The sequence below is a fragment of the Rhizobium hidalgonense genome (assembly GCF_002914525.1).
Taxonomy (GTDB): domain Bacteria; phylum Pseudomonadota; class Alphaproteobacteria; order Rhizobiales; family Rhizobiaceae; genus Rhizobium; species Rhizobium hidalgonense.
Genome location: NZ_LODW01000045.1, coordinates 70699 through 95822, shown reverse-complemented (window position 1 = coordinate 95822; position 25124 = coordinate 70699). Strand labels below are relative to the sequence as shown.

At 61.7% G+C, this 25124-nt stretch carries 25 protein-coding genes; 16 read left to right on the top strand and 9 right to left on the bottom strand.

All coding sequences use genetic code 11. The features are described from left to right. Window positions 1–282: 282 nt before the first annotated feature. Together ATY29_RS07640 and ATY29_RS07635 are read left to right on the top strand one after the other, a co-directional pair. Window positions 283–987: a helix-turn-helix transcriptional regulator gene (locus tag ATY29_RS07640; protein WP_003570383.1), complete on the top strand. Its 705-nt coding sequence runs from the start codon at window positions 283–285 to the stop codon at window positions 985–987. A 30-nt stretch (window positions 988–1017) separates the two neighbouring features. Next, complete coding sequence (locus ATY29_RS07635) at window positions 1018–1455, top strand: response regulator (protein WP_003570381.1); 438 nt, start codon at window positions 1018–1020, stop codon at window positions 1453–1455. Window positions 1456–1476: 21 nt separating this feature from the next. On the opposite strand, the gene ATY29_RS07630 is transcribed toward ATY29_RS07635, so the two are convergent. The 4 genes from ATY29_RS07630 to ybaL form a co-directional block, all read right to left on the bottom strand. Beyond that, a complete protein-coding gene (locus ATY29_RS07630) occupies window positions 1477–2184 on the bottom strand; it encodes a sensor histidine kinase (protein WP_097535697.1) in 708 nt (235 codons plus the stop codon). A 173-nt stretch (window positions 2185–2357) separates the two neighbouring features. Next, a complete protein-coding gene (secD, locus tag ATY29_RS07625; RefSeq protein WP_003570377.1) occupies window positions 2358–4907 on the bottom strand; it encodes a protein translocase subunit SecD in 2550 nt (849 codons plus the stop codon). 84 nt (window positions 4908–4991) lie between these two features. Continuing rightward, on the bottom strand, window positions 4992–5372 hold the full coding sequence (locus tag ATY29_RS07620) for a hypothetical protein (RefSeq protein WP_025415329.1): 381 nt from the start codon (window positions 5370–5372) through the stop codon (window positions 4992–4994). A gap of 54 nt (window positions 5373–5426) precedes the next feature. Further along, window positions 5427–7247 carry a YbaL family putative K(+) efflux transporter gene (ybaL, locus tag ATY29_RS07615; RefSeq protein ID WP_025415330.1) on the bottom strand — a complete coding sequence of 607 codons (1821 nt, stop codon included), beginning with the start codon at window positions 7245–7247 and terminating at the stop codon, window positions 5427–5429. 34 nt (window positions 7248–7281) lie between these two features. Between ybaL and ATY29_RS07610 the strand changes: the two genes are divergently transcribed. Further along, complete coding sequence (locus tag ATY29_RS07610) at window positions 7282–7581, top strand: helix-turn-helix transcriptional regulator (protein WP_173883797.1); 300 nt, start codon at window positions 7282–7284, stop codon at window positions 7579–7581. A gap of 24 nt (window positions 7582–7605) precedes the next feature. On the opposite strand, the gene ATY29_RS07605 is transcribed toward ATY29_RS07610, so the two are convergent. Then, window positions 7606–9027, bottom strand: coding sequence for an ArnT family glycosyltransferase (locus ATY29_RS07605; RefSeq protein WP_097535695.1), 1422 nt, complete (start codon window positions 9025–9027; stop codon window positions 7606–7608). A gap of 625 nt (window positions 9028–9652) precedes the next feature. On the opposite strand from ATY29_RS07605, the gene ATY29_RS07600 reads away from it, so the two are divergent. The 13 genes from ATY29_RS07600 to visR all read left to right on the top strand — a co-directional run bounded on the left by ATY29_RS07600 (window position 9653) and on the right by visR (window position 21708). After that, complete coding sequence (locus ATY29_RS07600; RefSeq protein WP_097535693.1) at window positions 9653–11281, top strand: globin-coupled sensor protein; 1629 nt, start codon at window positions 9653–9655, stop codon at window positions 11279–11281. Window positions 11282–11344: 63 nt separating this feature from the next. Continuing rightward, entirely contained in the window at window positions 11345–11641 is a 297-nt protein-coding gene (locus ATY29_RS07595; protein WP_003570364.1) for an STAS domain-containing protein, read from the top strand. After that, window positions 11638–12003 (top strand): chemotaxis response regulator CheY1, encoded by a 366-nt coding sequence (cheY1, locus tag ATY29_RS07590; protein WP_003570362.1) that lies wholly within the window; start codon window positions 11638–11640, stop codon window positions 12001–12003. The genes ATY29_RS07595 and cheY1 overlap by 4 nt, the downstream gene beginning before the upstream one ends. A 17-nt stretch (window positions 12004–12020) precedes the next feature. Continuing rightward, window positions 12021–14297, top strand: coding sequence for a chemotaxis protein CheA (locus ATY29_RS07585; RefSeq protein ID WP_097535691.1), 2277 nt, complete (start codon window positions 12021–12023; stop codon window positions 14295–14297). Window positions 14298–14301: 4 nt separating this feature from the next. After that, window positions 14302–14769, top strand: a complete 468-nt coding sequence (locus ATY29_RS07580) for a chemotaxis protein CheW (protein WP_003570359.1) — start codon at window positions 14302–14304, stop codon at window positions 14767–14769. Then, window positions 14766–15674, top strand: coding sequence for a protein-glutamate O-methyltransferase CheR (gene cheR / locus ATY29_RS07575; RefSeq protein ID WP_003570358.1), 909 nt, complete (start codon window positions 14766–14768; stop codon window positions 15672–15674). The genes ATY29_RS07580 and cheR overlap by 4 nt, the downstream gene beginning before the upstream one ends. Further along, window positions 15671–16714 (top strand): protein-glutamate O-methylesterase CheB, encoded by a 1044-nt coding sequence (gene cheB, locus ATY29_RS07570; RefSeq protein WP_003570357.1) that lies wholly within the window; start codon window positions 15671–15673, stop codon window positions 16712–16714. The genes cheR and cheB overlap by 4 nt, the downstream gene beginning before the upstream one ends. Further along, on the top strand, window positions 16715–17104 hold the full coding sequence (locus tag ATY29_RS07565; protein ID WP_003556488.1) for a response regulator: 390 nt from the start codon (window positions 16715–16717) through the stop codon (window positions 17102–17104). Continuing rightward, on the top strand, window positions 17101–17655 hold the full coding sequence (cheD, locus tag ATY29_RS07560) for a chemoreceptor glutamine deamidase CheD (RefSeq protein WP_003570356.1): 555 nt from the start codon (window positions 17101–17103) through the stop codon (window positions 17653–17655). Before ATY29_RS07565 ends, cheD begins: the two co-directional genes overlap by 4 nt. Before the next feature lie 16 nt (window positions 17656–17671). Beyond that, on the top strand, window positions 17672–18061 hold the full coding sequence (gene cheT / locus ATY29_RS07555; protein ID WP_003570355.1) for a chemotaxis protein CheT: 390 nt from the start codon (window positions 17672–17674) through the stop codon (window positions 18059–18061). Window positions 18062–18170: 109 nt separating this feature from the next. Further along, window positions 18171–19862 (top strand): flagellar basal-body MS-ring/collar protein FliF, encoded by a 1692-nt coding sequence (fliF, locus tag ATY29_RS07550; RefSeq protein WP_003570354.1) that lies wholly within the window; start codon window positions 18171–18173, stop codon window positions 19860–19862. Between the two features lie 343 nt (window positions 19863–20205). Next, the gene (gene visN, locus ATY29_RS07545) at window positions 20206–20952 is read left to right on the top strand and encodes a transcriptional regulator VisN (protein WP_003570353.1); all 747 of its coding nucleotides are present in this window, start codon (window positions 20206–20208) and stop codon (window positions 20950–20952) included. A 9-nt stretch (window positions 20953–20961) separates the two neighbouring features. Further along, on the top strand, window positions 20962–21708 hold the full coding sequence (gene visR / locus ATY29_RS07540; protein ID WP_003570352.1) for a transcriptional regulator VisR: 747 nt from the start codon (window positions 20962–20964) through the stop codon (window positions 21706–21708). Window positions 21709–21765: 57 nt separating this feature from the next. On the opposite strand, the gene ATY29_RS07535 is transcribed toward visR, so the two are convergent. The 4 genes from ATY29_RS07535 to fliN form a co-directional block, all read right to left on the bottom strand. After that, window positions 21766–22209, bottom strand: a complete 444-nt coding sequence (locus tag ATY29_RS07535; protein WP_025415336.1) for a BspJ family T4SS effector nucleomodulin — start codon at window positions 22207–22209, stop codon at window positions 21766–21768. A 5-nt stretch (window positions 22210–22214) separates the two neighbouring features. Beyond that, complete coding sequence (flhB, locus tag ATY29_RS07530) at window positions 22215–23294, bottom strand: flagellar biosynthesis protein FlhB (protein WP_003570349.1); 1080 nt, start codon at window positions 23292–23294, stop codon at window positions 22215–22217. Between the two features lie 129 nt (window positions 23295–23423). Beyond that, window positions 23424–24464 carry a flagellar motor switch protein FliG gene (gene fliG / locus ATY29_RS07525; protein WP_003570348.1) on the bottom strand — a complete coding sequence of 347 codons (1041 nt, stop codon included), beginning with the start codon at window positions 24462–24464 and terminating at the stop codon, window positions 23424–23426. Between the two features lie 28 nt (window positions 24465–24492). After that, a complete protein-coding gene (gene fliN / locus ATY29_RS07520; protein ID WP_003570347.1) occupies window positions 24493–25080 on the bottom strand; it encodes a flagellar motor switch protein FliN in 588 nt (195 codons plus the stop codon). Window positions 25081–25124: the final 44 nt, after the last annotated feature.

Genomic DNA, 25124 nt, shown 5'->3' with positions numbered 1-25124 from the left:
TCTGTCGGCTCTCTCGCGCTTACGTCTGGCACTGCCTTCCTGCATTCATGGATGTTGAATGCAGGAAGAATACGATACCCAGGTAAGAACTACTGCCCCTCAGTAAAATCTGCCCGTGCATCACTTGTAGTTGAGATAATTGATGATTTCCGCCTTTGAATGTCGAAAGTCCCCGTTTCGATATTCGTCATCAACCGTCTCGCAATTTTTGTAGCTCTTCGCGTCTAAGACGTATATCCCAAGATTTCGGGATCGGAGGCATCGAGGAGAGGAAGAGTGGGAATGAACAACGCCCCGGCAATTCCCTTTCATGCCGGACCGGAGCTGAGCCGGGCGATCAACCGCACCGATTTTTTCCGGCTGCTGAAGTCTGCGGCACAGCACTACAATTTCGATAGTTTCGCGCTGGCCCGTATTTCCGAGGCTTCGGCGCCTTTCGGTGAGCGCGATATCGTCATCACCAATGTCGCAGAGCGGCGTGTCGGCCTTTTCATCACGACGCTGAAGGAAGCGCTCGGGACCGTCCGGGCAAAGTCCGCCCAGTTTCTGGCAACGCCGGTTCACGGCAGGAGCGCAAAGCCGGAAGATTATCGCTCCGATCTCGTTTTCAACGAATTCCTGAGTGGCGTCTTTCTGTTCATCCCGCTGTTCACCCCGGAAGGGCGGCGTTATTGCCTCGTGCTCAGCGGCGAGCGTCAGGAGCCGGATCAGAGCGAGATTGCCGACATGCTTCTCGACGCCATGCGGATTTTCGACAAGCTGTATGAGGAAATCCTGACGCCGGAAATGTCCGGACGGCTGACCCATCGCGAGCAGGAAATCGTCAAATGGACGAGCGAAGGCAAGACGTCGGCTGAGATCGCCATCATCCTCGGTCTTTCCGAACATACGGTCAATTCGCACATTACCGCGGCGGCGCGCAAACTTGACGCTGTCAACCGCGTTCACATGGTGGCGATCGCCTTGAGGAACGGTTTGGTTACGTGACGCTGGTTTCGGGATTGGGGAATTGAGACGATGATCACCGAAACGAGCCGAAGGAACGCCGTAAAGGTTCTGTTTGTCGACGACGAATTCATCGAATTCCGTGCGCTCAAGAAGAAGATCGCCGATCTCTCCGAGCCGGCCGTCGAGGTTGAATATTCGCCGTCGATCGGTGACGCGCTGGAAAAGATCCGCTTGGCGCGTTTCGATCTCATCCTGCTCGACAACCGCCTTCTGCCGAACGCCGATTTCCGCGAGACGGTGCCGGAGCTGCGCGGCATCGGTTACACCGGCCCGATCGGCGTCGTCTCGACCGACATATCCGGCGGCTATTTTCAGGAATTCCCGGATTACGGCGTCGATTTTCGCATCGGCAAGGACGAAATCGACGCCCAGACGCTGCAGCACATCATCCGCGAATATGTGAACTACGACGTCCCGGATTTCTGGAAGGACGATTACAGCATCTGAAAAGACGCGCGCGCTGTAAGCTCAGGCGGGAAGGCGGATGAGGAAGCGGCTGCCGCTTGCATCGGAATCTTCGAGGCTGAGATCACCGCCGAGCGCTGCCAGGATCTCTCGCGCCGTCGTCAGTCCGAGACCGGCGCCAGGCACCGTTCCCGCCTGCGGCAATTTCCAGAACGGTTCGAAGATCCGCTCCCGATAGGCCGGATCGATGCCAGTCCCACTGTCGGAAACCCGGATGAACCAATCCGCCTCCTGCCGCTCCGCGGCAATGACCACATGGAGTGGCGCTTCGCTACGATAGCTCAGGGCGTTGGTCAGCAGGTGCCGGAGCACCAGGCCCAGCAGGGCAGGATCGCTCCGGAGGGAGGGCAGGCCCCGGCTTTCCAGCGTCGCATCGCGAACCGCGGTTTCGTCGGTCAGTTCGCGCCAGACATTTTCGGCCAGCGCCTGCAGATCGACCTCTTCGGGCGTCACTTGAGGTGTTCCGCCGGCAAGGCTCATCAGTGCCTTGGTCAGGCGTTGTGCGGCTTGCGCCTTTTCCATGATCATCCGGAGGCTCTGACGCTGTTCGCCGTCGAGCGTTTCCTCGAGATCGTCGAGCAGCAGCTCGGCATACATGGCGATATGGCGTAGCGGCGATTGCAGATCGTGCGAGGCGGTTGCGAGAAATCGCTTGATGCGCTCCTCATTGTTGTCGTCGGTTTCCGGTCGTCTCGTCGGGTTTGATGACATCTGGCGGTTCCCCCGATCTCTGCTGCAGCGCCGCGCATCCTTTTCAGACGCGCTAAGGACGCTGTAATCCTTTGAATCGCTGCAGGATTTTATCCCTGCAATTATCGACAATAGAAAGAGGGCGCCGGCTCTGCAACCGGCGCCCTCTTCAAGGATGCGTTAACACGCGGATTTTAGCTCGCCGACTTGCGCGGGCGACCCTGTTCGGGCGGGATGATTTCGACGGCGCCATCGGTGGCCGTTGCAGCCTTGGCGTGGCGGCGGCGCCAGTCGCCGAGGAAGAGCAGGATCGGCGCCGCGATGAAGATCGACGAGGCGCCGGCCACGAGAATGCCGAAGACCATCGGGATCGCGAAGCTCGAGACGGCGCTGCCGCCCCAGATCGCCATCGGCACCAGGGCGAGGAAGGCCGTCGCATTGGTGTAGAGGCTTCGTGCCAGGGTCTCGTTGATCGACTTGTCGATGATCTCGCGCAGCGGCATCGATTTGTAGAGCCGCATATTTTCGCGCATGCGGTCATAGACGACGACCTTGTCGTTCACCGAGTAACCGACGAGTGTCAGGATGGCGGCGATGGCCGTCAGGTTGAAGTCGAGGCCGGTGATCGCAAAGAAGCCGATCGCCTTGGTGACGTCGAGCACCAGCGTGACGATGGCGCCGACGGCAAACGGCCATTCGAACCGCACCCAGATATAGATGAGCATTGCGAGGCTGGCGATCACCACCGACAGGATGCCGGCCCAGGCAAGCTCGCCGCTGACCTTCGGGCCGATGACATCGGTGCCTTCGACGGTAGCGGTCGGATCGATCTTGGCGACTTCGGCCTTCAGCTTGGTCACAGCCGCCGTCTGCGCTTCTTCGCCGCCCTCCTGCCGCTGCGCGCGAACGAGAATGCTGCTTTTGTCGCCGAAGGACTGCAGGGTGATTTCGCCGAGGCCGAGACTATCGAGACCTTCGCGGAACTTGGCAAGATCGGCCGCCCCTTGAGTCTTGACGGACATCTGGATGCCGCCGCGGAAGTCGACGCCGTAGTTGAGGCCGGGGTGAATGAAGAGCACGACGGAGGCAATCGACAGCAGCGCCGAAACGGTGACGCCGAAGAAGCGCGCCTTCATGAACTCGATGTGCTTGTCATAGGGGCTGAACGGAATCAATGGCCGGATGTTCAGCACCTTGTACTTGCGGCGGCGGGTGATCTCGATCATGGCAACGCGAACGAAGGCGACCGAGGTGAACATCGAGATGATCAGGCCGAGCGCCATGGTCACGGCAAAGCCGCGAACCGGTCCGGAACCGAAAAAGAACAGAATGGCCGCGGCGATCAGGGCCGTCATATTGCCGTCGATGATCGTCGAATAGGCACGGTTGAAGCCCGTATCGATGGCGGCAAAGGCGCCCTTGCCCTTGCGCGTCTCTTCACGAATACGCTCGTTGATGAGAACGTTGGCGTCGACCGCAAGGCCGATGCCGAGCACGACACCGGCAATACCCGGCAGCGTCAGCGTCGCACCCACCAGCGTCAGGGCCGAGAAGGTGAGGATCGTGTGGATCAGCAGCGCGATATTTGCCAGCACGCCCCAGGTGCCATAGAGCACGAAGATGAAGAGTGCGACGAGGATAAAGCCGACGATGCCGGAATAGATACCCATCTTGATGGCGTCGGCGCCCAGATCGGCGCCGACAGTGCGTTCCTCGATGACCGTCAGCTTGGCGGGCAGGGCGCCGGCGCGCAGCATGGCGGCAAGCGTCGTTGCGCTGTCGGCCGAGAAGTTGCCGGAGATCTGGCCGGAACCGCCGGTGATCGGCTCGCGGATATTGGGTGCGCTCAGCACCTTGTCGTCGAGGACGATGGCGAAGGGATTGCCGACATTCTGACGGGTGATATCGGCAAAGCGGGTGGCGCCGGCGCTGTCGAAGCGGAAGCTGACGACCGGCTCATGCGTGTTCGGGTCGAAGCTGACGCGGGCATCCGAAAGGCGGTCGCCGGAGAGTTCGACGCGGTCGAGAACCGCATAGGACCGGCCTTCTTCGTCCTGCATCATGGTCACGCCCGGGCCGGGCTGATTGTTCGGGGCCACCATGTGGAATGACATCTTCGCCGTGGAGCCCAGAAGTTGGCGCAGCCGCGTCGGATCCTGCGCACCCGGAAGCTGCACGAGCACACGATTGGCGCCGATGCGCTGAATGGTCGGCTCGGAGACGCCGACCTGGTCGACGCGCTGGCGGATGACTTCAAGGCTCTGCTGGACGGCGTTGTCGACATTGGCGGAGATGCCGGCCCGGGAGAAGCCGACGGTAATGGTCGCCCCGTTCGCCGTGACATCAAGATCCGCCTGGCCGGCGCTGAGGCCGGTGCTGATCGGGTTGGCGAGCGTCTTGAGTTCGGTGACGGCGGCATCGCTCTGCGTGGCGTCGGCGAGCGTCACGACGATCTGGTTCTGGCTGCGCACGACGGCCTTCGGCTGGATGCCCTTTTCGCGCAGCACACGGCGCGCGTCCTGAAGCAGCGATTGCAGCCGCTCCTTGGTCAGATCCGCCTCGTCGACTTCCAGAACGAGATGCGAGCCGCCGCGAAGGTCGAGGCCGAGCGACACCTGCTCATGCGGCAGCCATGTCGGCACCCGCTGAAGGACGGATTGCGGCAGGACGTTCGGCAGGGCGATCAATAGGCCGAGAAAGATGATCACCGCATAGGTGAACACCAGCCATGGTGAAGTACGCATGTTGTATTCCTTAGATAATCGGGGGCCGGCGCTCGGGCGCTGGCGGCATGTCGTCAGATGTCGGAAGCGCGCTCAGCGCAAACGTCAGGCAGCAGCCGGCGGTCCGCGCGGCTGATGGGTCCTGGAGACCGCGGCATGAGGCGAAGCATCAAATGCCGGAAAGGCGGCGGAAATGGTCCAGCCGGCGAGATCGACAACTGGGGCAGCCGCAATGGCGGGCGATCCGCCGTCATGGGCTGCCTGCTTCGGCGCCAGCCTGCGCTCGGTGGCAAGCACGCCGCGCACGGCATCTCGCGCGGTCAGTTGCGGCGGTTGCGGATCCCGGCCGGAAGAGGAAAGCGTGTTGACGGCGGCGGCCGGCGAAATGACCAGATTGCCGCCGAGCAGCAGGCCGAGATAGGCTAGGATGGCGACAAGCAGGGAAACGGCGACACGGCTGGTCAGATGGTGCTGGTCCAGCTCCACCTTCTCCGTCCCTGTAATGTCACTCCCGTATCGGCTCAAAAGCGCGCCAATCTCTCATTCTTTCTCCAGCGGAGCAGTGCCCACCGGAATAATTGTATCAGGCTCATGCCTGTCTTCATAGGGAACACTCTCATGATGCACTTGAGCGAGGCGGTCAACCATGCCAAGCGCAATTTCGCGTTCGCCCATGATGACAGTGTCGGCGCCATATTGCTTCAGCTCATCGACCTCGGCGTCGGAATGGGCGCGGGCGACGATGAGGATCGACGGATTGACGCTGCGTGCTTGCTCGGCAATGCGGCAGGCCTCGAAGGCGTTCGGGATGGCGATGGCGATGCTGCGGGCGCCGGAAAGATTGGCGAGGTCGAGCGTTTCCCGCATCACCGCATTGCCCATCAGCGTTTCGATACCTTGCGTCTTCAGCTCGCCAATGCGCTTGTCGGAATCCTCGATGACCAGAAAAGGTGTAGCCGACGATTTCAGATTCTGTCCGACGATGCTGCCGACCCGCCCGTAGCCGACGAGAATGGCGTGACCGCTGAGAGCGGTCGGGTGCACCTCGTCGTCTTCGGGCGGCACCTCTTCGTGAGCGACCGCCGCATCCGCCGAGGAAGCGGGCTCCACCACGGCTTCCTCTCGTTTTGCACCTTCAAAAAGCGGCCGCATGCGGTCGCAGAGGAAGAACAGCAGCGGATTGAGGATGATCGAGATGATGGCGCCGGCAAGGATCAGATCGCGGCCTTCCTCCGGCAGCAGCCCGAGGTCGACGCCGAGGGCGGCGAGAATGAAGGAGAATTCGCCGATCTGGCCGAGGCTGGCCGAAATCGTCAGCGCTGTGCCGAGCGGCTTCTTGAAGGCGAGCACGATCAAGAAGGCGGCGATGGACTTGCCGATGACGATGATGAAGACGGTGGCGAGGATCGGCAGCGGCCTGTCGATCAGGATGTTCGGATCGAACAGCATGCCGACCGAGACGAAGAACAGCACGGCGAAGGCGTCGCGCAGCGGCAGGCTTTCCTGGGCGGCGCGATGGCTGAGCTCGCTTTCGGCCAGCACCATGCCGGCAAAGAAGGCGCCGAGCGCCAGCGACACGCCGAAGAGCTTGGCCGCGCCGAAAGCGACCCCGAGCGCGATCGCCAGCACGCCGAGCCGGAACAGCTCGCGCGATCCGGTATGGGCGATGCGGTGCATCGTCCATGGAATGAGCTTGCGGCCGAAGACCAGCATCAGCGCCACAAACAGCGCCACCTTCACCAGCGTCATGGCGATCATGCCGCCGATGCCGAGATCGAGTCCGAACAGCCGGCTCAGCCCGGCCGAGAGCGGCTCGACAGGCGCGTGACCTTCACCGCCGATGCTGGCTGCGGCGGGGATCAGCACCAGCGCCAGCACCATGGCGAGATCCTCGACAATCAGCCAGCCGACCGCGATGCGTCCGCGCTCCGTTTCGACCAGTCGGCGCTCCTGCAGCGCTTTCAGCAGCACCACGGTCGAAGCGACCGAAAGCGCCAGGCCGAAGACCAGGCTGCCGCCGGTCGGCCAGCCCATGAAGGCGCCGAGCCCCCAGCCGAGCAGGGTCGCAAAGGCGATCTGGGCGATGGCGCCGGGCACGGCGATGCCGCGCACCGACAGCAGGTCTTTCAGAGAAAAATGCAGCCCGACGCCGAACATCAGCAGGATGACGCCGATTTCGGCAAGCTCCGGCGCCAGGCTTTGATCCGCGACATAACCAGGCGTATGCGGTCCCACCAGCACACCGGCAATCAGATAGCCCACCAGCGGCGGCATGCGCAGCCGATGGGCAAACGCGCCGAAGATGAAAGCCAGCACGAGGCCGCCGACGATTGTCGAAATCAAGGGCGTATCGTGTGGCATTGCTGTCTCCCGATCTGGAAATCCCGTTCGTAATGTGACATATATGGTTTATATCGACCAATATGGGCAAGTTGTAATCATGGGTCAAGGCGCAAGGGAAACAATTCTGACCCCGGCTCTCTGCCGGGCGGCGCGCGGCCTGCTCGACTGGACCCAGACCGATCTTGCCGAAAGGGCTGCCGTCTCGCGCAGCACCATCCGCGATTATGAGGGTCGCCACCACGACATCCATCGCGCGACGGAGGCGCAGCTGCGCCTCGCCTTCGAGGAAGGCGGCGTCAAATTCGTCGAGATTGAAGGGGCGGGCACCGGCCTCTGCCTGCCCACCGCATAATTCCTTGAATCGGAATCGATTGGCTCACGGCGCCAGGCAGGTGGCGGAGACCTTGTAGAGCGACAGCGACTTGCCCTTGTAATAGCCCTCTGTCGGCTGCCAGTTCTTCAGCAGCTCGGGTGTCTCGGTGGCGCAGCTGAACGGACCGCCCGTCAGGAAAAGCACCTTGCCGGTGATATCGGCCGGCAGGGCGAATTCCTGCTCGTAATAGCTTTCGGGAAGGCCGGCCGGCGCTTGCGCATAGATCCTGTAGGATGTGTCGCGCAGCGTATAGAAAAGATCGGCAACCATATCGCGATCATTGGTGACGATGATGTCGGTCCCGGCCTGGCCGGCAAGGGCTGCGGCCTCGCGGCTGACCTCGGCGCGGCCGAGATAGCGCTTCATCAGCTCGTCGCCGTTCGGCAGCAGCAATTGTTGCGGAAAGATTGTCGCCAGCGGAAAGAGCAGGCTGGCGATGCCGTTGATGATAAGCGACAGCCTCAAGCCCTTCGGCCACATCCGGTAAAGCAGCCAGACGGCAAGGATGGTGCCGGCGACATAGGCGGTCACGGCCCAGTTGGCATAGGCCTTGGCGACTGTTGCCTGCAGCGTGATCAGCACCACGACCGGCATCGACAGCCAGACCAGCATCCTTTCGCGGTCGTCACTCCTGCCCTTGACCATGCGATAAACCGCCCACAGCATCGCGAAGAAGATGATCGGCCCGACGACGCCGAATTGGGCGGCGAAGAATTCAAGCCCGCGGCGGAGATTGATGCCGAGATCGCTCCAATGGGCGATATCCTGCGTATGCCGCACCGTCGTATTGTCGTGCTTGAGGTTCCACCAGAGGTTCGGCAATGCGACAACCGCCGCGACCGCGACCGCGACGATGAAATCCCGGATGCCGATGCGTGCCGCCGGAACAAGGAGGAGGGCAAGCGCCCCACCCGGAACGACGAACAGCACGGCGTACTTCGTCAGGAAGGCGAGGCCGACGCCGAGCCCCATGACCAGCGCCAGCCCGACCGAGCGCCGCTGCGTCAGGCCGAAATAGGCAAGCAGGACGATCGCAATGAAGAACAGCAGGATCACGTCGGTCGAGAAGAACACCGACGACAGTGCGACGCCCGGAAGGGTGATATAGGTGGCGCCCGTCCAGCCTTCGATCTCCCGCCCGACGAAACCCTTCGCAACCTTCATCAAAACCAGTGCCGCCGCCATGTGGATGAGCGGTCCGCTGAGCCTGATCCAGTAGATGGCGTCGGAGCCGGAAAGCTCGGTCATCGCCCGGATCACCCAGGCGATCATCGGCGGCTTGGAATAATAGCCGAGATCGAGATTCTGCGACCAGAACCAGTACTGCGCCTCGTCGACGAAAAGGTCCGTCGCATCGAAATGCAGCGTGACGACGCGCCAGAGCGTGAAGCCGAGAACGATGAGGAGACCTGATCTGGGGGACATGAACCGACAGTTCCGCTGACATGAAAGGCGCGAGTGCGATACACCAAAGGTGCCGGACTGCCAACGGGGAAGGATCGGTTTTAGAATACCCGAAGCATGCGGATGTCGCGGTTTGCGGCGAGAGAATCGATGCGGGCGACGGCGGCAAGCAGCGTCATTGCAATCAAGCAGGAACCCAATCCGAGAACAATCATTGCTCTGTCCTTGTCGACGTCATGTCTTGGTTATCGACCGGCCTATAACACGGAGCTTGCGTGTGCCTTGTAGCAGCCGTGCAACTCCGCCGCAGTATTTGCTGCCAACGGCCTTGAATTGCTTCAAAAGCCGCCACTGCGACAGGCTTATTAACCTTCAGGCAAGGAATTAACCATAAACATTGGTTTACACGTCGGAATGGGAAGATGCACTCGTTCCCACCAGGCATGACGCCGTCCCGCCGTACCGGTTGATCCGGTATCCATCTCTTCAGACAGCTCCGAAACATAGCTGATCAGAGGGCTCGACCCGCCGGTTGTAACCGGTGGTGAGGACCGTCTCCACGCTTCGTATTGATCGGATGCTGCAAGAATTTTTAGCCAGGCATCTGCCTGGAAAGCGGGTTTGGGGACAGGCGTTGAGGCAGGACATGCCATCAGATCAGGCACGTGGAGCGCAGGCAGGCAGCTTGCGCGACCGCCTGCGCTTTGCCGGTCTCGATGCCGAGCAGTGCGAACTGGTGCGCCGCAACCGGCCGGCCCTCGAAGCGCATCTGAAGGCGGGTCTCAGAGATCTCTTCCACAGGTTCCAGTCTTTCCCCGACGCCGCCCGCAATTTCGACAGCGAGCGCCAGGTCGAGCGCCTGCATGATCTGCAGTCCTCGCATTGGGACGTGCTGACCGATGCCCGGTTCGACAGCCTCTATGCCGAACGTGTCAAGGTTCTCTCCGATACCGAAAGCAAGATCGGCCTCGACCCCCGCTGGCACGTCGCCGGCCATGGCGTCATGCTGGAGCATGTCGTTGCCGGTCTCGCCGAGGAAATTGCCGGCCGTCCGCTGATGCCGTCCGCCAAGCGCCGTACCCGCGAAATCTCCGAGCTGATGACGGCGATCATCCGCATCGTCATGGTCGATGTGGAAATCGCCGTCTCGCTGCGCTTCAACGCCCAGCGCGCCGGAGAGCAGCGTGCGCTCGCCGATCAGCGCGCCGACAACGAGGCCGAGATCGCCAGGATCTTCGGCGATGTCATCGAAGGCCTTGCTGCCCGCGACCTGACGCGGCGCGCCCCCGTCGACGGCGACCATGCGGCGATCGCCGCCGCGCTGAACGGCGCATTGGATGGTCTCCAGGCCGAGTTCACCGAAATCACCGAGCGCACGCTGAAGGCCGAGGCGGCGACCGGTTCGCTCGCCGGCCTGTCGCGGCAGTTCGCCGGTACGGCGTCCGGCCAGGCCGACCGGCTGCAGCTTTCCGCCGCAGCCCTTGCCGGCATCGCCGGCAGCGTGCGCGACGGCGCCGCCGACAGCCGCGCTGCCGAACAGGCGGCCGCCTCGACGCGCGCCGCCGTCGAGGAAAGCGGCGAGGTCGTCGGCCGCGCGATCAGCGCCATGGCCGATATCGAGCAGTCGGCCGAAAAGATCGGCCAGATCATCGGCACGATCGACGAGATCGCCTTCCAGACCAATCTGCTGGCGCTGAATGCCGGCATCGAAGCCGCCCGCGCCGGCGATTCCGGCCGCGGTTTTGCCGTCGTCGCCCAGGAAGTTCGGGCGCTGGCCCAGCGTTCGGCCGAAGCCGCCCGCGAGATCAAGACGCTGGTGACGACGACCAAGGCGCAGGTCGATGCCGGCGTGCAGATGGTCGGCCGCACACAGGATTCGATCGGTAGCATCGTCCGTCAGGTCACCGACATCAATGCCGCCATTGCAGGCATCGCCACGAAGACCGGCGAACATGCCGTAAGCCTCGACAGCGTGACCGCGGACGTCAAGGGCCTGGGTGGCGAGGTGGCGGGTTGCGCCGGCCTTGCGCAGCGCTCGGCCGAAGGCGCCGACCACCTCCATACCGTCATTCTCGAGCTCGGCCGGACGATTCGTGAATTCCGCATTGCCCGGGAAAACGCCAATGTCGGACGCCCGGCCCCGGTTCGGGTGACGCCGCCGCGCGCCGTCGAGACAGCCGCCCGTCCGGCTGTGGCCGAGGACGAATACGAATATGGTGATTTTAGCCTTCCGCAGCCCTTCGCAAGCGTCGGAGGTGGGCGGAATGTTTACTAACCTATCGGATGATTACCACAGCTCGTCTTCTCGAGCCGGGGACAAGGGGACAAGGAAAAGCTGATGGTAGCAAAGAAGAGTGGCAAGACGCTGGATTTGACAGCGGTGCTCGACCTCAACGAGGCTTCCGCCTTGCGCGATAAGCTCCTCTCGCTCAGGGGCAGCGGTCTGTCGATAGACGCTTCCGGCGTCGAACGGATCGGTGCTCTTTGCGCCCAGGTTCTGATGTCCGCCGAGAAGACTTGGCAGCAGGACAAGCAGCCATTCACCTTTTCCAAGGTGTCCGATGCATTTCAGAAAACCATGCAGCTGGTGGGCGTCAATATTGATCACCTGCTTGCCAAGGAGATTCGGCAATGAAGAAAAAAGTTCTTACCGTGGATGATTCCCGCACCATCCGAAACATGCTTCTCGTGACGCTCAACAATGCCGGCTTCGAGACGATTCAGGCGGAAGACGGCGTCGAGGGCCTCGAGGTTCTCGAAGAGTCGAATCCTGACGTCATCGTGACCGACATCAACATGCCGCGCCTCGACGGTTTCGGCTTCATCGAAGGTGTCCGCCGCAACGAGAAATATCGGGCGATCCCGATCCTGGTCCTGACCACCGAAAGCGACGCGGAAAAGAAGAACCGCGCCCGCCAGGCCGGTGCCACGGGCTGGATCGTCAAGCCTTTCGACCCGGCCAAGCTGATCGATGCCATTGAGCGTGTAACCGCTTAAACCCAGGATTTGCTCCTATGGATATGAACGAAATCAAAGAGATCTTTTTCCAGGAGTGCGAGGAACAGCTCGCCGAGCTGGAATCCGGTCTTCTGAAAATGAATGATGGCGATCGCGATCCGGAAACCGTCAATGCGGTGTTCCGTGCCGTGCATTCGATCAAGGGTGGCGCCGGCGCCTTCGGCCTTGATGATCTGGTTGCCTTCGCCCATGTTTTCGAGACGACTCTCGATTGCGTTCGTTCCAACAAGCTCGAGCCGAACCAGGACGTCCTGAAGGTGATGCTGAAGTCGGCCGACGTGCTCGCCGACCTGACCAACGCTGCGCGCGACGGCGGCAGCGTCGATGAAAGCCGCAGCCGCGGCCTCGTCAAGGAGCTCGAGGCGCTGGCGAACGGCGAATTGCCGTCTCCATCGGCATCGGCCGAGGCACCGGCGCCGAAGGCGGCAGCAAAGCCTGCTCCGGCCGCCGCTGCACCCGCTGCCAAACCGACGGATGACAGCGGTTTCCAGCCGGTTCCCTTCTCCTTCGACGACTTCGGCGGCGAGGGCGATGCGGGCGCCGAGGTTCCGACCTTTGAAATCACCTTCAAGCCGCGCTACGAACTCTATTCCAAGGGCAATGACGCCACGCTGCTGTTGCGCGACCTTTCGCGCCTCGGCGAAATGACCATCTATTGCAATAGCGATGAGCTGCCGGGCCTCGATGAACTCGATCCGGAAGGCGCCTATTTCTTCTGGAACGTCACGATCAAGACGGACAAGGGCGAGGACGCCATTCGCACCGTCTTCGAATTCGCCGAATGGGATTGCGAACTGACGGTGAAGCCGGTCGAGGACGCAAGGGCTGAGGCGGCCAGCAACGACGAACTGCCGATGGTGCCGGTTCCATTCGATCTGTCGATCCTGGACGAATCGGGCGCGTCCGAAGACGTTTCCGGCGCTGCCGCCGCCGTTGCCGCTGCCGAGATCGCCTCCAATGTCACGCAGATGGCCGCCGCCGCCGCGCGCGTCGAAAAGAAGGAATCGGCAGCCGCGGCTGCGGCCGCCGCAAGCGCCGCTGCCGCCCAGAACAATGCCGCCGCCGCCGGCCAGACGATTCGCGTCGATCTCGACCGCGTCGACCGCCTGATCAACCTCGTCGGCGAACTGGTCATCAACCAGGCGATGCTGTCGCAGAGCGTCATCGAGAACGACACGACCGGTACCTCCTCGATCAATATGGGTCTGGAAGAGCTGCAGCAGCTCACCCGCGAAATCCAGGACTCGGTCATGGCGATCCGCGCGCAGCCGGTAAAGCCGGTCTTCCAGCGCATGTCGCGTATTGTCCGCGAAATCGCCGACATGACCGGCAAGTCGATCCGCCTGATCACCGAAGGTGAGAACACCGAAGTCGACAAGACGGTTATCGACAAGCTGGCCGAGCCGCTCACTCACATGATCCGCAATGCCGTTGACCACGGCATCGAAACGCCGGAAAAGCGCGCCGCCGCCGGCAAGAACACCGAAGGCACGGTCCGCCTCACCGCCAAGCATCGATCGGGACGCATCCTGATCGAGCTTGCCGACGACGGCGCCGGCATCAACCGCGAGAAGGTCCGCCAGAAGGCGATCGATAACGACCTCATCCCCGCCGATTCCAACCTTTCGGATGAAGAAATCGACAACCTGATCTTCCTGCCGGGCTTCTCGACGGCTGACAAGATCTCCGACATCTCCGGCCGCGGCGTCGGCATGGACGTCGTCAAGCGTTCGATCCAGGCGCTCGGCGGCCGTATCAACATCACCTCGAAGCCGGGCCACGGCTCGGTCTTCACCATGAGCCTGCCGCTGACGCTCGCCGTCCTCGACGGCATGGTGGTCACTGTCGCCGGCCAGACGCTGGTCGTGCCGCTGACCGCGATCGTCGAAACCCTGCAGCCGGAAGCGGCCGCGATCCATTCCTTCGGTGCCAACCACCGGCTGATCTCGATCCGCAACAGCTTCTGCCCGCTGGTCGATGTCGGCCGCATCCTGAACTTCCGCGCGACCCAGGCCAATCCCGTCGAAGGCGTGGCGCTTCTGGTGGAATCCGAAGGCGGCGGCCAGCGCGCCCTGATGGTCGACGCCATCCAGGGTCAGCGCCAGGTGGTCATCAAGAGCCTGGAAGCCAACTACACCCATGTGCCGGGCATTGCCGCTGCCACCATTCTCGGCGACGGGCGTGTCGCTCTCATTCTCGATGTCGATGCGGTTGTCGGCGCCTCGCGCGGCCAGTCGCTCAAAGCAGAAATGTCGTTAGCAGCGGTAGGGTAAGGGAATGTCGTACGCCGTAAAAAATCTGAACGAGGGGGATCGCGAGCTGATCGCGTTCCGCATCGGGGATCAGGAGTTTTGCGTGAACATCATGTCGGTTCGTGAGATCCGGGGCTGGACCCCGGCGACCGCGATGCCGCACTCGCCCGGTTATATGCTGGGAGTCATCAACCTGCGCGGCGCGGTGCTGCCGATCATCGACCTTGCCGCCCGGCTCGGCATGAAGCCGGCCGATCCGACTGCCCGTCATGTCATCATCGTCGCCCAGGTGCGGCGCAAGGTCGTCGGCCTGCTGGTCGATGCCGTCTCCGATATCCTGACGGTGACCGACGAAACCATCCAGCCGACGCCGGAGATTTCCTCCGAGCTCGAACGTCAATTTGCCCGCGGCATTCTTGCCATCGACAAGCGCATGATCTGCCTGATCGAACTGGAATCCCTCTTTCCCGAGACCGAAAGCGAAGCCGCATGAACGCAATGGGCGCAAAAGATCAGAGACAGGGACCCGACGAGGTCCTGGCGAGCGGAGAATATCCGCTGACGCGCCGCGACCTCACGGAGATCGCCGCGATGATCTATTCGGATGCCGGCATCTTCCTCAACGAGACGAAGGCGTCGCTGGTCTATTCGCGCCTGTCGAAGCATATCCGCAATCTCGGCCTGTCCGGCTTCCGGGAATATTGTGACCTCGTCGCTTCGCCGGCCGGTGCTGCGCCGCGCCGCGAGATGCTGTCGCATCTGACGACCAATTTTACCCGCTTCTTCCGCGAAAACCATCATTTCGACCACCTGCGCGACCATGTCCTGCCGGAACTTCTGCAACGGGCGAAATCCGGCGGCAGGGTGCGCATATGGTCGGCCGCCTCCTCCGACGGGCAGGAGCCTTATTCGATCGCGCTCACCGTGCTGTCGCTGATGCCGAACGTCGCCGATTACGACTTCAAGATCCTCGCAACCGACATAGATCCGAAGATCCTGGCGATCGCCCGGGCTGGCGCCTATGACGAAAACGCGCTCGAAACCGTTTCGCCCGCCATGCGCAAGCAATGGTTCAGCGAAGTCGAGGTGCAGGGGCGCCGGAAGTTCCAGGTCGACGACAGGGTCAAGCGGCTGATCACCTACAACGAGCTGAACCTGATGGCGCAGTGGCCGTTCAAGGGCAAGTTCGACGTCATCTTTTGCCGCAACGTCGTCATCTACTTCGACGAGCCGACGCAGATGAAGATCTGGCAGCGTTTCGCCGGCCTGCTGCCGGAGGGCGGTCATCTCTACATCGGTCATTCCGAGCGCGTGTCGGGCGAGGCGAAACATGTCTTCGACAATATCGGCATCACAACCTATCGCTATACGGCCAAAGGTTCTGGGAGGAAGGCATGAGCGCTCCTGCAAGGGTTCTCGTCGTTGACGACTCCCCGACGATGCGGGGGCTGATCACCGCCGTCCTGAGTTCCGACCCCGAGGTCAACGTCATCGGCCAAGCCGGCGATGCGCTTGAGGCGCGCGAGGCGATCAAGCGGCTGAACCCAGACGTCGTCACGCTCGACATCGAGATGCCGAACATGAACGGTCTCGATTTCCTCGAAAAGATCATGACGCTGCGTCCGATGCCTGTCATCATGGTATCGACAATGACCCATCGCGGCGCCGAGGCGTCGCTTGCTGCCCTTGAGATCGGCGCCTTCGACTGCGTCGGCAAGCCGGCGCCGGGCGAACTCAGGCCCTTCGGCGACCTCGCCGAGAAGGTCAAGGCAGCCGCGCGCACGCAGCGCCAGTTCTCCCATCCGGTCGCCGCCCCGACCCCTCCGCCCGCCGTTGCCGATTTCCGCGTCGGTCGCAAGATCGTCGCGATCGGTTCGTCCACAGGCGGCGTCGAGGCGCTGATCGCCGTGTTGCAGAAGTTCCCGGCCAATTGCCCGCCGACTGTTATCACCCAGCATATGCCGCCGACCTTTACCAAGAGCTTCGCCGAACGCCTGAACCGCCTCTGTGCGCCGGTGGTGCAGGAAGCGACCGATGGCGCCCGCCTGGAAATCGGCAAGATCTATCTGGCGCCGGGCGGCGAGCGTCATCTCCAGGTCAGCAACGCCTCGGCGCCATGCTGCCGTCTCGTCGACCGGGCGCCGGTCAACGGTCACCGCCCCTCGGTCGACGTGCTGTTCGATTCGGTCGCCGAGCTGGCTGGCCGCAACGCCGTCGGCGTCATCTTAACCGGAATGGGCCGCGATGGCGCCGCCGGATTGTTGAAAATGCGCCACGCCGGCGCCAGAACACTCGGCCAGAACGAAAAAACCTGTGTCGTTTACGGAATGCCAAGGGTTGCTCATGAACTTGGCGCCGTTGAGCAGCAGTTGCCCCTGTCTGCCATCGGTGAAGAAATATTGAAAATGACAGCCGCCCGAAAGGAAGGGACCGAATAAATGTCGATCGCGGAGAAAATCAAAGTTCTGATCGTCGACGATCAGGTAACGAGCCGGTTGCTGCTCAGCGACGCGCTGACCCAGCTCGGTTTCAAGCAGATCACGTCCGCAGGCGACGGCGAGCAGGGCATGAAGATCATGGCCGAGCAGCCGCACCACCTGGTGATCTCGGACTTCAACATGCCGAAGATGGATGGCATCGGCTTCCTTCAGGCCGTTCGCACCAACCCGAACACCAAGAAGGCGGCCTTCATCATCCTCACCGCCCAGGGCGACCGCGCACTGGTGCAGAAGGCAGCCCAGCTCGGCGCCAACAACGTGCTCGCCAAGCCGTTCACGATCGAGAAAATGAAGGCGGCCATCGAAGCCGTGTTTGGAGCCTTGAAATGATGACTGAGGGGGCAGCCCGCCGCGTGCACATCATTCAGGGCGAGTACAAGGTTCTGAGCGATCCAAATGCGGTCCTCTCGACCATTCTCGGCTCGTGCGTGGCTGCGTGCCTCAGAGACCCTGTCGCCGGAATCGGCGGCATGAACCACTTCTTGCTGCCGGGTTCTGCGACATCGCCGACATCGGGCGGCGATGCCACGCGTTACGGCGTGCATCTGATGGAACTGCTGATCAACGGTCTCCTCAAGCAGGGCGCCCGGCGCGACCGGCTGGAGGCCAAAATCTTCGGCGGCGCGAAGACGATCTCGACATTTTCCAATGTCGGTGAGCAGAACGCCGCCTTCGCCATGCAGTTCCTGCGGGATGAAGGCATTCCGGTGGTCGGCTCCTCCACAGGCGGAGACCATGGACGTAAGCTCGAATATTGGCCGGTCTCCGGTCGTGCCCGGCAATACCCCCTGACCGGCGCCGAAACGCAGAGAACCGTCGCTCTCGAGCAGCGCCCCGCCGCTCCGCCGAAGCCCGTCGAAACCAGTATCGAATTTTTTTGATGGCGAGGATTTTCATATGACATTTAATCCGGTGATGGAGCCGCCTGCGCCTGTTGAAGCGTTGAGCGACATCCTGATGCGCATCGTTTCGGAACTGCACGATGTCGCCTATCTCATCGAGCGCATTGAGCCGCAGCTTCTCGATCTCGGTGGTGCTGAAATCCTCAATTCGCCGGATTCCATGAAGGTCATGCAGGGCATCGATCTCGCCGTGCAGAAATCGCGCGGCCTTGCCGAGTTCATCGACACCATCACCGGCGAAATCCCGCACGGCTGGGCCGTCGACGTCGCAACCGCGCTCAGCCTCGTCAAGCTGGCGGAGATGCAGAAGGCCCTGGGCGGCGCCACACGCCACGGACATTCCCAGCCCCTGAGCAAGGCCGCCGGCGACTTCGATTTCTTCTAGTCCTTGGGGGGCCGCGCCCCTTCACGAAACGCTCGCACAAGTTTCGCCGATTATTCGTCAGATGAGGCAATAAGCCTGCTTTGTCCCTGACGGATCGTGCGAGAACAGAATGAATCTGTTAAATCAATTAGTTCAGATCTTTAAGAACTTCGGTTCCCTTGGCCGAACGCGCCTGATGATTCTCGGAGGCGTCGGTGCCGTCTCCATCGCAATCGTCCTTGCGGCCGCCCTTTTCGTCAACAAGCCGGCACAGGAAACGCTCTATGTCGGTCTGGACAATCCTGATCTCAACCAGATCAGCATGGCGCTTGCCGAAGCCAACATCAATTTCCAGGTCGGCACCGACGGTGCCAGCATCAGTGTCCCCGCGGGGATGACGGGCAAGGCCCGCCTGATGCTTGCCGAGCGCGGCCTGCCGAACAGCGCCAATGCCGGCTACGAACTCTTCGACAATGTCGGCTCGCTGGGCCTGACCTCCTTCATGCAGGAGGTGACGCGGGTTCGGGCGCTGGAAGGCGAAATCGCCCGCACCATCCAGTCGATCTCGGGCATAACGGCCGCGCGCGTCCATATCGTCATGCCGGAGGTCGGAAACTTCCGAAAGCAGGAACAGAAGCCGACCGCCTCCGTCATGATTCGCGCCAGCGCCACCACCGGGCGGAGTGCTGCGACCTCGATCCGCCACCTCGTCGCCTCGGCCGTGCCGGGGCTTGACGTCGATGATGTGACGATCCTTGATTCCGCCGGTCAGCTGCTCGCCTCCGGCGACGAAGCCAGCAACAGCTCGCTCAACCGTTCGCTCAACATCGTCCAGAACGTCCAGCAGGAAGTCGAATCCAACATCGACAAGGCGTTGGCACCCTTCCTCGGCATGGACAACTTCCGCTCCAGCGTCACGGCCGATCTCAACACCGACGCCCAGCAGATCCAGGAAACGACCTACGATCCCGAATCCAAGGTCGAACGCTCGGTCCGCTCGACCAAGGAAGCCCAGCAGTCGCAGCAGAAGCAGTCCGACAGTGCGACCACGGTCGAGCAGAACGTTCCGCAGGCGGCTCCCGAGGCCGGTGGTTCGGCCGGGCCTGAATCGCAGGACAAGTCCGACAAGCGCGAAGAGCAGACCAACTACGAAATCAACAGCCGGACGACGGCGACGACTCGCAACAGCTACAAGGTCGAGAAGCTCTCGATCGCCGTGGTGGTCAACAAGGGCCGCATCGCCAAGATGGTCGGCGAGCCTGCAGATCAGGCCAAGATCGATGCCTATCTTGCCGAAATGCAGAAGATCGTCGCTTCGGCGTCCGGCATCGACGCCAAGCGCGGCGACGTCGTCACCGTCACGGCCATGGACTTCCTCGAAAACCAGCTGCTCGAAGACGCCACCGGCGGTGTCCGCGTCATGGACATGCTGAGCCGCAACCTTGCCGGCATCATCAACTCGCTGGCCTTCGTCGCGGTCGCCTTCGTGGTGGTCTGGATGGGGCTGCGGCCTCTGGTGCGCAGCGTCAGCGGCAATGGCAGCTCTCAGGTTCTCGGCGACGCCACGCCGGAGGCGGCCGGTCTCGAGCTTCCGGACTTCGCGCCCGCACCTGGCGCCTCCGGAGGAGCCCTCATGGACGGCTTCGGATCCGACTTCGGCTTCGACAGCACCGAGGATCTGCTCAGCCTCGGCGACGACGACGGCAACTTCAACCGCCGCGTCAAGGAAGGCCCGGAACGCAAGCTTTCCCGCATGGTCGAAATCAACGAGGAACGCGCCGCGAAAATCCTCCGGAAATGGGCGATCGACGAAGCAGCGTAAGACAAAAGGCCGGGCAACCGGCCTTTTTTCATATCGGAGCCAAGCATCATTCCTGGAGCGGAAGAGTTATCAACTTGTGGACTCGCGTAAAACGCGAATGAAGTTGCGACACAGCCAGAATCACCTTAGCCTTCCAAATATCTTGATGGCTGGAAATGATCATCGAATCAGTGCATGGGCGGCAGCGGAAGTAAATCCCTAGAAGTCGGAGATGGTGATTTGCATCGGCTGGCTTACCCTTGGGTGATTCGAAATGGGATTCGAGCGGACTTGAATTGAATCCCTTATAGAAAAATTGCTGTTGCACCGAGTTTGATCGTTTCTCAGCCGCAGGACATTGCCAATGGATATGGACGTAATTCAGGCGAGCAAAGGCGAGAGGCAAATGTCGAATTTTGCGAGCGCTGTGGTGCCGGATCTGTTGCCACGCGATCAACTGCTCCAGCGCCTGCACGGTGTCGCCAACACTGGCAGGTTGCAGTCCGGTCTGCGCGCGCTGACCGAGTATGTCGGTGCTTCGCACTACCTCCTGGCGCGCTGCGATCTCCTCCAGGAAAGCGGCCTCGATTTCATTGTCTCGTCGGATTGGCCCTTTGACCTGGTCAGGGATATCGCCAATGATCTGGTTCGCGGCTATGCCCGTTCGACTGAGCTGGAAAAATGCATGCAGGTTTTCCAGCCGAATTTTGCTCTTATGCCTGACAATGCCGAGGTGCCGGACGGCGCCAGCCGCCAATATTGTTCGGTCACCTTCAATGTCGGGCGATCGCGGCTGGCCCTGATGTTTCTGTTCGGCGAGGGGTTCATTCTGTCGCCGGAGCGCCTGCGGGATGTCGGCCTGCTTGCCGGTTATGTCGCGAGTTTCCTGCGCTGCGGCGGAACGAGGGTCGATCGTGATTTCGAATTGACCGACCGCGAGCTCGAATGCCTGTTCTGGATCGCCGAGGGCAAGACCAGCGACGAGATCGCGATGATCCTCGGCATCTCCCGCAATACCATCAACAACTACATCACCAGCGTGATGCGCAAGACGGCGACAAAGACCCGCTCCGAGGCCATTGCCTTCGCCGTCCGCAATAATCTCGTATAGGGGGGATCCATGGCGCATCCATCAGCCAGGACGATGAGCAGCGCCGAGCAGTTGCGCATGGTGCGTGTGAACAGGATTTCCAGCCGCTCCGATCTCTTTCCGCGGCTGATTGCGATGCAGAAGCTCGCCGATGCCCACGGCTTTGCGATCTTCCGCGTCAGCGGGTCGGGTCTTCCGGCCAAGCAGCGGCTTGTCTGCGAGCTCGAGAACTGGGGCTCCGCCAATGCCGGTTTCGGCAAGGCCTTCACGGATGCCTATGGCGATGTCCTTCTCGAGCATATCGACAAGTCGCTATTGCCGCTCTCATGGGCCGGCGGTTACGACCGTGCCGCACCCGGTCCTGCCGACTTCGCGCCGTTCATGACGCGACTGCAGGATGGTATCCTGCCTTTTTCCGGCCTTGCCTTTCCGGTGCGGCTCGGCGCCGTCGGCAACGGTTTTATCGTTTTCACCGGCGATGAGATCGATCCGTCGAGCGATACTATTGTCGAGCTGCACGGTCGCTGCTGTCATATCATGATGGATCTGCTCTCGCTCGACGAACGCCGCACGGCGGCCGCCGAAGCGCTCAGCGAACGCGAGATCGCCTGTCTCCAGCTTGCCGGCGACGGCCGCATCAGCGAAGAGATTGCCGACAAGCTCGGCCTGTCGGTGCACACCGTCAACGCCTATCTCGGCTCGGCGACCATCAAGCTCGATTCCGTCAATCGCATCCAGGCGATCGCCAAGGCGATCCGGCTCGGCTACATCAGCTGAACCGCATGGATATGCTCTCGAAAGAGCGGATGAAAGCTCTCATGTCCTGATGACAGGTCAGCCGGCCAGCGCACGCGGCGTCTGGCTGACGCTGTAGCGCGATTCCCGAAGGCTCTTTTCGAGGAAGCGGGTGTTCTCATCGGGATCGGCCGAGGGATCCTGGAACGCGATATGGTTGATCTCGATGCCGGCGTGATCTTCGGCAAGCGTCAGCTGCGCATAGACGGTGACGCCGCGCGGCTTGATTTCGAGATCGAGAACGACTTCGGGCTTGCCGCCCCACTCCAGCGTATAGTTGCCGCCCAGGCCGAAATTCACCGTGCCCGGATGAAAGAAAAGCTCCGCCGCCGAAGCCACGAGATCGGAAAGATTGCCGTAATACTCGAAGCGCAGCAGCGAAATAAGGTCAGAAGCATCCAGGAGGCGCAGTTCCGTGGCGACCGGGCTGATCGCGACTGCGAGGATTTTTTCACGCTGGGTAGAGTGGGGGCATTTTTTCATTCGGCTTATCTTACCCGTTTGTTCTTGGCGTCTGCGGCGTAGACCCGGTGGATCAGCTCCGCAACGGCCTTATAGAAGACTGACGGTATGACACTATCTACCGAGACTTGCGCAAACATGGAGCGCGCAAGCGGCGGATCCTCGAACACCGGTATGCCGTTTTTCTCGGCGATCTCCCTGATTTTGAGCGCAATGAGGTCCTGGCCCTTGGCCAGCACCACCGGCGCGTCGTTTTCTTCACGCGCGTAGCGCAGCGCCACCGCGTAGTGCGTCGGGTTGGCGATAACGAGTGTCGCCCGGTCCACATTGGCAATCATGCGCCGGCGCGCCCGGTCGCGCATCAGCGAGCGCTGCCGGCCCTTGACGAAGGGGTCGCCCTGCGCCTGCTTGTTTTCTTCCTTGATCTCGTGCCGCGTCATCTTCAGCTCGGTGAACCAGTGATGGCGCGTCCAGAAGACATCGGCGATTGCCACGATCGCGGTCGCGATCAGCACGACGATGATGATCTTGCGCATCGCTGTCGAGATCCGCACCAGAATCGTCTGCGGGTCGGAGAACATTGCGTCGATCGAGCTGAAATATTCGCTCCGGAGCACGAAAAACAGGATCACCCCGACGACGACGACCTTGAACAGCGATTTTCCGAACTCGATCAGGCCCGGCAGGCTGAAGAGCCGTTCCCAGCCTTTGGCGGGAGAGATGCGTGAGGCCTGTGGCCGGATGCGTTCGAGCACGGGCGTCGGTAGGTTCTGGAAGATGGAGGAGGCGATGCCGAACACCATGAACAGGATGAAGGCGGGCGCCAGCAGCGCCGCAACTGCCCAACCGAGCCGGACGAACAGCGAAAGCACATCCGGCCCCGTCTCGATCTTCCATTGGTCGGGCTGTTCGAAGATGTCGCGCAACGTTTCAGCCATGCGCCCGACGCTGGCGGGGAGGAAGAACACCAGATAGATATAGGTGGCAAGGATGGTCGCGAAGATCGACAGCTCGCGCGAAAACGGCACGTTGCCTTTCTCGGCGGCATCGGTTTGCTTTTTCGCGGTCGGGGCTTCTGTTTTGCTGTCCTTGTCATCGTCTGCCAAGACGCGGCCCTCCGTCAAAGAAATAGGCCGCAGCTTGAGCGCGGCCTATCGGTTGAAGGGTAGTCGCCTGCGACGCGGCGATCAACAGCCGCCTTGTGGCGTGCCGGATTTGTCAACAGGCTCGAAGTGTTAGGCGGCTGCCGAAGCGTCGCCTTCCTTCTCCTTGAGCTCGATCTGGCCTGAGTTGGCCAGGCGAATCGCTTCCTGCGCCACGGCGCGCCGGGCAATGGCGATCTCGCGCGGGTTGACGCCGCCCATGCCGCTCTGCAGATCCGATTCGATCATGCGGCGCTGGCGCGGGCTGATGGCGGAGAGAACCGATTCGCGGATCTCGGGCGGCGAACCGCGCAACGCGACGGTGAGCACATCTGTCGAGATGTCGTTGAGCAGCATGACACGGCTGCGCTGCGGCATGTACATGAGGTCCTCGAACAGGAAGATCTTCGGGCGGACCTTGTTGACGGATTCGCGGCTGATCGATTCGAGCGAGGTGAGCAGCGTGTCGACCTGCGGCTTGTCGAGTTCGTTCATGAGATCGGCGACCTTCGTCGAGCCGGCGGCATTGCGCTCTGCCTCGACCTCGGCAAGCAGCGTCATGACCTGGTTCTCGATGATCTGCGCAGCCTTCGGGCTGACCGTCTTCATGTTGACGGTTCGGTTCATGATGTCTGCGCGGCGATTGTCGGGAAGCTGCAACAGCACCTTGGCGCCGAAGTTGGAAGGCATCATCGAAAGAATATAGGCGACGGTCTGCGGATGTTCGCGCAGCAGGAACTGGGCGACGAATGTCGGCTCCGCCTCGCTGAGGCGATCCCAGATCGAGGTTTCATAGGCCTGGAACGCCGTGCGGCGGCCGAGCAGGCTGTCGACCTCGTCGGGCGTCAGGCCTTCTTCCAGAATGGCCTCGATCGCCTTGGCATTGTCCATCAGGCCGGCGCCCTCGGTGAAGAGGTCTTCGAATTCGGAGACGAGCTGCAGGAGCTCGTCCGGCGGAATGGCGCGCAGCGACTGGGCGGATGAGATAATGGTCTGCAGTTCGGCCTGGGTGAAATATTTCAACAGCCGGCCGGCGACGCCCTTTCCCATAGCGAGAAGAACAGCCGCCGCCTTTTCAGCCTGGGTCAACGGTTTCCCGGCTAGCGCGCCGCCGAAATCGTCAAAGTCCATCATGGTCTAACCTCTCCGTCCCACACAGGGATCAGGCTTTTTTCGTACTCAAAACTTCTATCAGTTTCACACCGAATCGGGTGTCGTCGTTATCAAGCACCGTAATCTCGCCGCGGGCAATCCTGCGGCCGTTCACCATGATCTCGACCGGCTCGCCGATCTTCTTGTCGAGGGCGATCGTCGCCCCCTCATTGAGGTTCATCAGCCCCGAGACCTGCATGCGGCTGGTGCCGAGCATGATCTGGACATCGATCGGAATGTCCATGATCAGTTCAAAATTGGAATTCAAAGCGCTGCCGAGCGGAGCCGGCGATGCCTCGAAGGAAGGGCTGCCGCCGAAATCCATGCCCGCAGCCGGGCCGGCATTGCCGGCACCGAAATCGCCGCCGAAATCGTCGCCGCCGAACGGGCTGTCCGAAATCTCGCCGCCGAAAGCCGCCAGATCGGTTCCTGCTGCGAAGGCGTCGTTCTGCAGGTCGTCGCCAAACTGCGGCAGGTCGCCATCGGCATCCTGCTTCAGCACGCCGCGCAGATCGTCGATCGCCTGGTCGAGATCCGCTTCGCTGCCCGGCATATCCAGGGAGAGGTCGCTGTTCTGCTGTGTTTTCTTCGTAGCCATGAAATCACTATTCCAGTTGAAACTTGCCTCAAACTGCCTTTGCA